We start from the raw sequence: 10,216 nt of genomic DNA, 5'->3' as shown, positions 1-10,216 counted from the left end.
TGACCATGCTCGGGCACCCCCGCCATTAGGTAAGGTGCTATTGGGCTTTTAAGGTTTTCTCATTATTAACTTAAGTCTTCCCCTTAAACTCAATATTGGTGGGATGGTACCTAGTTGAGTTAGGTCATGTGGGGGTTGATAAAATTATTAATTAGTTTGGATAGGAGGAAAAAGCCTTGGATTGGTGATCGGCGCCGTATACTTGACCGGGCTATACTACCGGGGCTAACACCCACTATATGCTTGGCTTAAATAAGCTTTCCGCAATATTGCTTTATCCTGTTCTTTTAGGGATGAAGGTTTGTAACTGCGGTTTCCTGTATTAATCTAAAGAGGGCATTAAAACAAAACATAGCTAATTATCCTCAAGGATTACGTAGCCTACGTCATGAAAGGCAAGGCTTTAAGTACATTAATACAATATTTAATAGGGTTTAGACTTGGTGACCTCATGGTTACTATTTACCTGGTTAGGCATGGTGAATCAACATTAAATAGGGAGGGAGTGTTGCAGAGTAGGGATATTAATGTTGGGCCATTAACTGATAGGGGTAGGTTGGAAGCATTTTGTGCGGCAATGTTTCTTAAGGATACGGCTAAGGGGATAAGGAGGATTATTTCATCCCCACTTCTTAGGGCTAGGGAAACTGCCAGCATTATTGCCAGTGAAATTAAGGCTGAGTTAACAATTGATGAGAGGGTTAGGGAGGTTAATATGGGTAGGTGGGAGCTGATGAAGATTAATGACATAGGGCCTGAGTTCCTTAAATACTCAAGGAACCCTCTTAAATATCCACCACCTGATGGTGAATATGCTGAATCAGTATTAGGTAGAATGGTTGAAGCAGTTAATGAGGTAAAGGAGGATACTGTGGTGGTTTCCCATTATCAACCCATAGCTTCATTAATAGTTCACTTTATGGGTTCAAGCCTAAGTAATATTTATAGAATCAGGGTTGATACTGGTTCAGTGTCAGCTGTTTTTAAGGATGATGAGTGGGGTGATTGGAGGGTCTTATTCGTTAATATTAAGCCATTTAATTTTCTAAACTGCAAATAAATTATTCTATTCTTAGCAATTGAAATATTGTATAATATTTATTAAGATATTACTAATTAAAGATAATGCTTTTAAATTAGTTAAAACCAGTAAACATATGGCCATTGAGTACGTATGCCGCTGGTGCGGTTTCATACTATATAAGGGTGATAAACCTAAAAGCGCCGAAGACGTGGCTAGGTATTGGGGTGGCAGATGCCCAAGGTGCTTAAGCCCCATATCGAAAATACCCCATAAGATTGAGGTACTTCCAATTAGGAAGGCAAACCAAGTGAGTGAACCTTTAAAGCACTAAGTAATGCAATCCTTGCATTATGCTTAAAATAGCCCTAGTAGGGTTTGGTAATGTTGGGAAATCCTTCACAAAAGTATTGATTAATAGAGCTGCTGAATTAACCAGGTTAGGGCTAGAACCCTGCGTAGTAGGTGTAATTGCATCAAGGGGTGGTTTAATTAATGATAAATGTATAAGCAGTAGGATGCTCATGGAATTAGTTAATAAAGGCCTATATAATGCGTTTAATTTTAGGGTAATTGATTTAATGGACTTAATTAAACTTAAACCAGACATTGCGGTAGTATCAATACCGCCAAGCTATCGTACTGGTGAGCCAAATCTAACAATATATAGGCTATTGATGAGTGAGGGTACGTCAGTAATTACTGCTGATAAAACAGGCTTAGCCTTAGCCTACTGGGAGTTAATTAATGAATCAAAGGCTAGGGGGGTCTTCCTAGGCTTCACGGCCACGGTTATGGCTGGTACACCCGTGATTCAACTGATCAAGGGATTAAGGGGTAGGGTTGTTGAAAATATTCAAGGTGTGTTAAATGCAACATCAAACTATGTATTAACCCTCGTGGAGAATGGATTAACTATGAGTGAGGCCATTAAGAGGGCTATTGAGGATAAGATTGCTGAACCAGACCCTTCAATAGACTTAGGTGGCTTGGATGCTGCGGCTAAGGCAACCATACTTGCTAATGTACTGGGCCTCAATGTGAGTTTAAGGAATGTTAATGTTCAATCATTAATGAACCTTAATGATGATTACGTTAAGGAGAGCACAAGGAGGGGTGTTAGGATTAAGCAAGTGGCCTCAATAGACTTACCCAACAGGGTAATAAGTGTTAAGCCCATGGAGGTTCCAGTGAATAGTGTACTTGGTTCAATTACAGGCAACTACAATGCCTTAATAATTAGGCTCAATGATGGGAGGGAAATAACAGTCATAGGTCCCACAGGCCCAGCTGAGGCAACCGCTGAAGTAATGTTCAGTGACCTGCTTGAGTATACTGATTTATTGTTAACCATGGGAAAGCGTATTAAGGGCTAGGCCCATTAAGGTAACTTGAGTGATGTGGATCTCGAGTCCTGAAAGGTGAAGAAGGCTCGCATGGCTGATATAGTTTATGCATTAAACCGCTCCTTAACTTTACCAAGGCTCATTTTTAAGGCCAAGTAAGTATGCGCCAGTATTAGTGGCTAGGTGAATTGGGGGAGTTATTAATATTGCAGTTACAGCCACTGGAACTGGTAATAGGCTTGGGTTAATTAAGTAAAGGGAGAGTAGGGAGGCTAGGAGGAAGTCGAGTTGATCAAGTAATGGTGCTGGTTCACCCCTCCTTAACCCAAGCCTCCTCTTAATGAAGGCACCCAGCATGTCACCTAAAAGCGCCGCCACAGACATTACAAAGGAGTCAAGCATAGTAGGGTACTTGAGTACTGGTGTGGTTAATGAACCAATAATGTAGACTACAAGGTAGCCGCCTAAGGTTCCTAAGGTAACACCCATTATGAACCCCTCATAGGTTTTACCATCCCCCAGAATCCTCTTACCATCCCTAAGGGACTTATTGAAGTCAATGGGGTGAAGCCTACCCCTGAAAATCCTCCTAGCTAGAACAGGGCTTGCATTAGCCACGTAGGGTGGCCATATTATGAGCAAGGCCTGAGCAACCAATAATCCAATATTCATGTTAATTCATCGGCCTTTCGTGAAATGCCGTTAAATGCGCTAGGGCTGATGACCTATACTTAAACACCCTACCACAGGCTAGGCATACCCAAAGCATTACACCACCTTTCCTGAAACCTGCAATCATGTGCTCCTTAATATGCCTCATGGCCTGCCCCTCACCTTGAACCTTAGCTTGGCAAATATCGCAGGTATAATTCTTTCCACCAACCTTAAGGTGCTTCCTCATGTGTGTTACAATAGATTCAATAGGCACCTTCTGCCCACACTTGGGGCAAGTCACCTCAGTGGGTTGAGGTACCGTAGTGTAGTCAAGCTTCAATCCCTTAACATCACCCATGTAGTTGCATATAGGGCAAACCACCATCTTTAAAGGTGCATAAGCCGCCTCAGCCATGGTTCACCATTTTTCCCTTAACCTTTTTAAGCATTAAACTCCACAGCTAACCCTAGGGGGTATGCCTCTAATTAGTATGGTTGTGGCTATGGCCCATACATCAATTACCACTATGCCGTATGATTCAAGTATTGCTGTTGATGGCCACTTAATAAGTAGTGCCGGTATGGGGGCTATTACGCCAAGTAGTAGTAGCGGTATACCGTAGTTGAGCCTCCCACTAATGATTAGGCCAATACTCCAAACAATGACTGCTAAATCCATTTGAGTGAAGAACCATTCAGAAACGAAAACATGAGGATACGTGCCCTCATGGAAAATACCAATTAATGCAAGGAAAATTGAGGCAACAGCAACGAACGACGCACCCATTGCTTCAACCTTGTTTTTGGAAACGAACAATAAGTAGAATGAGAACAATAACATTAAGGCAGCTGTTAAAACCAAGCCATAATTATACACCCATGGATAATTGGCATTAGGACCACCTAAATCACTTAAAGCATTACTAAACATGCTAAACCAAGGATTAAGTTTAATACTAATTAATATAACTATCCAAGCCACTACGGCAGCCGCAACACCCATGTAAGTTAAGATACTATTTACTGAAACCACGTAAACTCACTATAGCTTTATGCTTTAAAGTATTAGTGAGCTTTATGCATTGATAATGTAAAGAAATCCTTAACCTTCCTTAATCATTAATCAACTGAAAATCCAGAGAACCTTAGGAACCTTAAATGACTTCTTACCCCATCTTAAAGAAGCGTATTTACCATGTTAGCCCTCTAGCGTTGGTTTAATGCCTTCACTCAAGTGTAGTTATCATTAATTACAGCCAGTTCAAGCCTATTGTTCCTGGAGGCATTTAATAAAAGGGGAAACAAACCTAAGGCCTTATCTCCACTATGAATGATGAAGCCTTAAGTACATCATTGTAATTCTTCAACATGGACCCAAAGCTTAAATAACCACGCTTCAGGTAAGTCAACAATAGGGGCCGTAGTCTAGCCTGGCTAGGATGCCGGCCTGGGGGGCCACCCCCGTATTGGAATTGACCCGGTGCGCCGGTGATCCCGGGTTCAAGTCCCGGCGGCCCCACCAAATTAATGATCCTTAACCATGTGTTAATTCTGAGCGCTGATTAATAGTATCCTTTAAATTAGGCTACTTAATGCGTAGCATATGCTTGAGGTTGAGGTTAAGTTTAGGGTGAGTGATGTAAATGATATTGTGGGTAAGTTAAGGGGTTTCGCCACCTACTTGGGTAGCGATGTTGAGGAGGATCATTACTTTAACCACCCCTGCAGAGATTTCGCAGTGACTGATGAGGCTATTAGGGTTAGGTTATATGGGTCAGGTAAGGTAACTATTACGTATAAGGGTCCTAGATTAAGTGGTGAGGGTAAGGTTAGGGTTGAGTACAATATTGATGTTGACTCAGCCAGCAATGCTATAAGCGTCTTGAAGGCGCTTGGCTTTAGGGAGGTTGCAGTCATTAGGAAGGAGAGGATGGAGTACACTTACGGTAATTACACAATCTATGTGGATAAGGTTAATGAATTAGGGAACTTCCTCGAGATTGAAACCTTAACTAATGATCAAGGTATGGTTAGTGAACTAGTGAAAAGTATTATGGGTTTTGCACGGAAGACCCTTGGGATTAAGGAAGATTCAGTGGAGCCTAAAACATACTTAGAGCTCATTCTAAGTAAGGTAAGCGAGGGGAAATGAATAGGAATGTCAAGGCCCTTGTAGCTTCAAGGATAATTAGGAGCTTCTCCTTCGGGTACTTATCATTCATAATACCCCTTTACCTGAAGTCCATAGGCCTTAACCCAGTGTTAATAGGGTTGTACTTCATGATTAACGCGATCTCATCATCACTACTAGTGCTGGTTGCTGGCTTCCTAGGGGACCTTTATGGTAGGAGAGATACCCTCATAGCTATGTCATTCTTATTCACCGCATCAATGCTGGTTTACAGTACTACAACCAATAAGATAGCAATATTCGTAACCTCAATACTAGGTACCACAGGGGGTGGTGGCCCAGGGGGAGGTGCCGGCGGTGGCCCGGTCACACCACTTCAAACCTCATTACTGGCTGATAACACGAATTCAGTTGAAAGAACTAGGGTTTACAGCATAACCACTGCAGCATCAACAGCATCATCATTAGCCGGCGCAGCATCATCATACTTACTTCTCAGCATGGGTTTAGGGGACTTACTTCTATTTAGGTTATCCGCAGTGCTTAGTGTAATATCCTTACTGGTTCTATTAATTGTAAGTAGGGATAAGGGTAGGGTTAAGGTTAATTCAATAAGCCAAATACTCCCAAGGAGGTCAAGTGGCCCAGTGGTTAAAATAGCGGTTGCTGGTTCCTTGGGTAGCCTTGGGTTAGGTATGGTGACTCCACTCCTCCCACTTTGGTTTAAGCTTTACCTTCATGCCACTGAGCTTGACGTAAACATGATTTACATGGCCTCATACCTAGCTTCAATGGTTTCCACCCTGCTTGCTGATAGGGCAGAGAGGATGATGGGTAGGGTTAAGGCCATATCAGTGCTTAGGGCTATTTCAGTGGGTTTATTCGTAGTCATGGCAATAATACCCAATTTAATAGTGGATTCAGTACTTTACATAACTAGGGTAGCGCTCTACATGGTTACAATACCCATGAGGCAATCCTTGTCTATGGAAGTTATAACCAGTGATGAGAGGGCTAGGGGATTATCAGTAACTGGCTTAGCCAGAAGGTTACCCTACAGTTTAGGTAGCTTCATAGCTGGTGTAATGATGAATGCCTCATTATTTACATTATCAATGATAACCGGTGGTTTAGTATCAATGCTTGATCCGTTACTCTACTATGTATTCTTTAGGTCGCTTAGAGTGGGGGGCAACGTTAATTAGTTAATATTTCTAATTCAAGCAATCTAAGTAATTCGTTTGCTTAAAGGATGGCTAAGCCTCCTTAAGCATTCTAGCCACCGCCTCCTCAATTCTCTCCCCTGGCTTAACTAAATTCATTAACTCGTTGATACTGCCCTCCCAGATTAACTTACCCTTATTAATCATTATTACCCTATTAGCTAACCTCTCTGCCACAGACATTATGTGGGTGGATATGAGCATTGTAGTGCCATTCCTCTTCATATTTAATAGCAGCTCAATAACATTTTCCTGAGTTGGAATATCAAGGTAATTTAAGGGCTCATCAAGGAGGAGTACTTTTGGCTTATGAATAATGGCCATTGCTAAGGCAACCCTCTGCCTATTACCCCTTGATAGTAATGATGGTTGAACATTCATTAACCCACCTAAACCTAGGGCTTGGGCAACCCATTCCACAGCATCCTTAACATTACTTAACCCCCTTACTAAACTCACATACTCCAAGTTCTCCCTCACCGTTAAGTTCATAAATGGCGCAGCATCCTCAGGTAAGTACCCTAGGCAAGACTTAGTTTTCCTAGGTTCCTTAATAACGTCGAAGCCACATACATTAACGAACCCTGAATCTGGCCTAAGCAATCCTGCAATAATCCTCATTGTGGTTGTCTTACCTGCCCCATTTGGCCCAAGGAGAGCTGCTGAATCACCACACTCCACACTGAATGATAATCCATTCAAGGCCCTTACTCCATTAAAAGACTTCACTAAACCCTTAACATCTATGCATTTCACAGCCAGTACTTATAAGTATTGTTAAATACTTACCGCATAGCATGAGGAATACTTAATTTACCCCTAATACCCCTATCCTCTTAGTGATGAGCACGCTGGTATATGATGGGTGATTAGGGTCAGAGATTCTGATGGAGTTTTTATAATAGATACCCAAGTATGTGGAAGCATCTTAGATAGGTAGCGTAGTGGAATGCACTAAAGGGATGTTAAGGCAGATTATTGAGGAGTTGGGGTGTGAGGTATTGGTGATGGATGTAATGCCGAATCATATTCACTTATTTGTTAATTGCCCCACGTTATGCTTCATCATACTTCACCAACTACTTTAAGGGTAGGTCTACTTAGGTTAAAGAGGTTAAAGGAAAACTATGGGCTAGGAGTTATTTCGTAGCCACAGTTGAGCATGTTTCCAGTGGTGTGATTAGTATGAAGTATATTGAGGAGCAGTGGGTGAGGGGCTGGAGAGGGGAGGAGATCAGTTTTAGTTTTAATCATTTGGAGTAAGGGGGTGCAAAGCAATAAAAACCAAGGGCCTGGGCCAATTATGAATGCCAACTAGAATAGCCGTGGTTGATAAGGATCTTTGCCAACCTAGGAAGTGTAGCCAAGAGTGTATTAGATTCTGCCCTGTGGTTAGGACAGGTAAGAGAGCTATATACTTTGATGAACAACTTAATAGGCCAGTGATAACTGACTTATGTACTGCCTGCGGTATCTGCGTGAGGAAGTGCCCCTTTGAGGCAATAACAATAATAAACCTACCCTCTGAGCTTGATGAGCATTGTGTTCATCAGTATGGGCCAAGTGGCTTCAAGTTATTTAAATTACCTATGCTCAAGCAAGGTAAGGTAATTGGTGTAATAGGCCAAAACGCCCTCGGTAAGACGACTATAGCCAACATACTTGCTGGCTCAATAATACCTAACCTATGCTCAAGCGGTGGTAGTAAGGATGAAGTAATAAGGAGATTCAGGGGCACTGAGCTTCAAACTTACTTCACTATGCTTTACAGTAGTAGGCTTAAGGTTATTCATAAGACGCAGTACATTGAGTTAATACCCATGGTGGTTAAGGGTAAGGTTAAGGAGGCCTTAATGAGGATTAATGGGGATGAGAGTAAAGTGCTTGAAGTAGCTGGTAAGCTTAATTTAACTCACCTACTTGATAGAGACATTAACGTCCTCAGTGGTGGAGAATTACAGAGGCTAGCCATTGCAGCTGCTATCCTTAGGGGTGGGGATGTTTACATTTTCGATGAACCCACAACCCACTTGGATGTCACGGAGAGGCTTAGGGTAGCTAAGGCTATTAGTGAATTAACCTCAGACAATAGGTATGTTTTAATAATTGACCATGACCTAGCGGTACTGGATTACTTAGCCGACTTAGTTGTGATACTTTACGGTAAGCCTGGAGCCTACGGTATAGTTTCAAGTATTAAGGGTGCTAAGGAGGGGATTAATGAGTACCTTAAAGGTTACTTAGCCAGTGAAAACATGCTAATTAGGAGGGAGGCTATAACATTCAAGTCAACTCCACCACCAAGGGAAGTTAGGAAGGAGAGGGTTTTAGTGGAGTGGAGTGATGTAAGTAAGAATCTCGGCGACTTTAAGCTAATTGCACAGTCAGGTCAATTAATGAGGGGTGAGGTTGTTGGTGTACTTGGGCCTAATGGTATTGGTAAAACCACCTTCGCCAGAATACTGGTGAATGAACTTCAGCCTGATGAGGGTGTAGTAATACCTTATGGTATAGTTAGGATAAGTTACAAGCCCCAGTACATAAGGGATATTGCCGTTAAGTACCCTGAATTAACGGTCTCCTCATTAATAGGTAAGATAGCTGGCGTAGACTATAGGGAGAAGCCCCACTGGCCCGATTTAGCCAGTGGCTTACTCCTAACGCCAATAATGGATAAGAACCTCAGGGAATTGAGTGGTGGTGAGCTTCAGAGGGTTATGATAGCTGCATCCCTACTTAAGGATGCTGAACTATACGTGCTTGATGAGCCAATGGCCTACTTAGATATTGAGCAGAGAATTAGGACCGCTAGGGTTATTGCAAGGCTAGCCGAGGAGAGGGAGGCTACAGTGCTATTCATTGAGCATGATGTAACCATGCTTGATTACGTGAGCTCATCAGTAATGGTGTTTGAAGGTGAGCCAGGTAAATTAGGTATTGCTAATCCACCCATTGACCTAAGGAAAGGCATGAACATCTTCTTCAAGGCACAGGACATAACATTCAGGAGGGATGCACATAACGGTAGGCCAAGGATTAATAAGAAGGATTCAGTAATGGATAGAATTCAAAGGGAGATTGGTGAATATTACTATTACGTTACTGAAAAGGGATAGGTATTTACGCTGGTGGCTCCTTGTCTTGAATGGCGGAGTTCTGTTCCTGGAGCCTACATTATTTATAACCTACTGCTGGTATTTGGGTGAGCTGGGGTTCATTGCCTATTAGGCTCACCGCACACCAACACTACAATAACATCCCACATTGAGGATTAAAACCCACTCCACTTAAGCCCTACCTTAATTAATTACCATTACTTAACACCATGTTAAGTAGGTAAACTATTACGTAAAATTAAGGTTTCCATAATCCAATTAGGAGGTTTCGCTTTCCTTTAGGCCTCCTCAAATTCATCTTCACCGTAATGCTTAAGCACCTTAACACCATTCTTCTTAGCATACTCTATAGCCTCGCCAGTATCCTCATCTTCATTAATGTAAACTATAAGCGGTATTAATTCAATATTGCCTTTCAATTCCCTTAACTTAGGTAATTTAACAGCTACAAAATTCACCGCATCATTAAACCTAAGGGTTGCTTTAATCTCAACAACAATAGCCTTACCATCAACCTCAGCATAACCATCAACTTCAATAACATTCCTAATAGCGAATCTACTTAACTTATCAACATTAAGGCCAAGATTCCTCTTAATCCACTCAGGTAAATAATGCCTAGCATCTCTCTCAAGAAGCAATCCAACGCTCCTAGATAAGCCACCATAAGTTGACCTAAGATTCTTAAGCTCAATTCTAATATCTCTAATTTCCTGCCATATTTT

The 10,216-nt window shown here is 41.9% G+C and carries 11 protein-coding genes, 1 tRNA gene and 1 pseudogene; 8 read left to right on the top strand and 5 right to left on the bottom strand.

The annotated features are described in order from the left end of the window. Positions 1 to 451: 451 nt before the first annotated feature. The 3 genes from BP896_RS02395 (at position 452) to BP896_RS02385 (ending at position 2,397) form a co-directional block, all read left to right on the top strand. The gene (locus tag BP896_RS02395) at positions 452 to 1,060 is read left to right on the top strand and encodes a histidine phosphatase family protein (protein WP_291765267.1); all 609 of its coding nucleotides are present in this window, start codon (positions 452 to 454) and stop codon (positions 1,058 to 1,060) included. 97 nt (positions 1,061 to 1,157) lie between these two features. Next, complete coding sequence (locus BP896_RS02390) at positions 1,158 to 1,355, top strand: hypothetical protein (protein ID WP_291765265.1); 198 nt, start codon at positions 1,158 to 1,160, stop codon at positions 1,353 to 1,355. Between the two features lie 19 nt (positions 1,356 to 1,374). After that, positions 1,375 to 2,397, top strand: coding sequence for a homoserine dehydrogenase (locus BP896_RS02385; RefSeq protein ID WP_291765264.1), 1,023 nt, complete (start codon positions 1,375 to 1,377; stop codon positions 2,395 to 2,397). Between the two features lie 99 nt (positions 2,398 to 2,496). Here BP896_RS02385 and BP896_RS02380 read toward each other — a convergent pair whose 3' ends face one another. From BP896_RS02380 to BP896_RS02370, 3 genes are read right to left on the bottom strand one after another with little or no spacing between them, the layout of a single operon-like run. Further along, on the bottom strand, positions 2,497 to 3,039 hold the full coding sequence (locus tag BP896_RS02380) for a CDP-2,3-bis-(O-geranylgeranyl)-sn-glycerol synthase (RefSeq protein ID WP_291765262.1): 543 nt from the start codon (positions 3,037 to 3,039) through the stop codon (positions 2,497 to 2,499). 1 nt (position 3,040) lies between these two features. Then, positions 3,041 to 3,436: a hypothetical protein gene (locus BP896_RS02375; RefSeq protein WP_291765261.1), complete on the bottom strand. Its 396-nt coding sequence runs from the start codon at positions 3,434 to 3,436 to the stop codon at positions 3,041 to 3,043. 33 nt (positions 3,437 to 3,469) lie between these two features. Continuing rightward, entirely contained in the window at positions 3,470 to 4,054 is a 585-nt protein-coding gene (locus BP896_RS02370; protein ID WP_291765260.1) for a DUF998 domain-containing protein, read from the bottom strand. Between the two features lie 381 nt (positions 4,055 to 4,435). Here BP896_RS02370 and BP896_RS02365 point away from each other — a divergent pair. The 3 genes from BP896_RS02365 to BP896_RS02355 all read left to right on the top strand — a co-directional run bounded on the left by BP896_RS02365 (position 4,436) and on the right by BP896_RS02355 (position 6,357). Further along, positions 4,436 to 4,543, top strand: a tRNA-Pro gene (locus BP896_RS02365). Positions 4,544 to 4,624: 81 nt separating this feature from the next. Further along, entirely contained in the window at positions 4,625 to 5,173 is a 549-nt protein-coding gene (gene cyaB / locus BP896_RS02360) for a class IV adenylate cyclase (protein WP_291765258.1), read from the top strand. Beyond that, on the top strand, positions 5,170 to 6,357 hold the full coding sequence (locus BP896_RS02355; protein WP_291765256.1) for an MFS transporter: 1,188 nt from the start codon (positions 5,170 to 5,172) through the stop codon (positions 6,355 to 6,357). The genes cyaB and BP896_RS02355 overlap by 4 nt, the downstream gene beginning before the upstream one ends. 51 nt (positions 6,358 to 6,408) lie before the next feature. On the opposite strand, the gene BP896_RS02350 is transcribed toward BP896_RS02355, so the two are convergent. Beyond that, on the bottom strand, positions 6,409 to 7,131 hold the full coding sequence (locus tag BP896_RS02350; protein WP_291765255.1) for an ABC transporter ATP-binding protein: 723 nt from the start codon (positions 7,129 to 7,131) through the stop codon (positions 6,409 to 6,411). Positions 7,132 to 7,310: 179 nt separating this feature from the next. On the opposite strand from BP896_RS02350, the pseudogene tnpA reads away from it, so the two are divergent. Together tnpA and BP896_RS02340 are read left to right on the top strand one after the other, a co-directional pair. Then, a pseudogene (tnpA, locus tag BP896_RS02345) lies at positions 7,311 to 7,638 on the top strand (IS200/IS605 family transposase); the annotation flags it as partial. A gap of 44 nt (positions 7,639 to 7,682) precedes the next feature. Continuing rightward, positions 7,683 to 9,491, top strand: coding sequence for a ribosome biogenesis/translation initiation ATPase RLI (locus BP896_RS02340; RefSeq protein WP_291765253.1), 1,809 nt, complete (start codon positions 7,683 to 7,685; stop codon positions 9,489 to 9,491). 278 nt (positions 9,492 to 9,769) lie between these two features. On the opposite strand, the gene BP896_RS02335 is transcribed toward BP896_RS02340, so the two are convergent. Beyond that, on the bottom strand, positions 9,770 to 10,216 hold a 447-nt coding region (locus tag BP896_RS02335), incomplete at its 5' end, for a hypothetical protein (RefSeq protein ID WP_291765251.1).

This window comes from Caldivirga sp. UBA161 (assembly GCF_002506515.1).
Lineage (GTDB): Archaea > Thermoproteota > Thermoprotei > Thermoproteales > Thermocladiaceae > Caldivirga.
The sequence above is the reverse complement of the archived record's forward strand: the minus strand, read 5'-3'. Positions and strand labels throughout refer to the sequence as shown.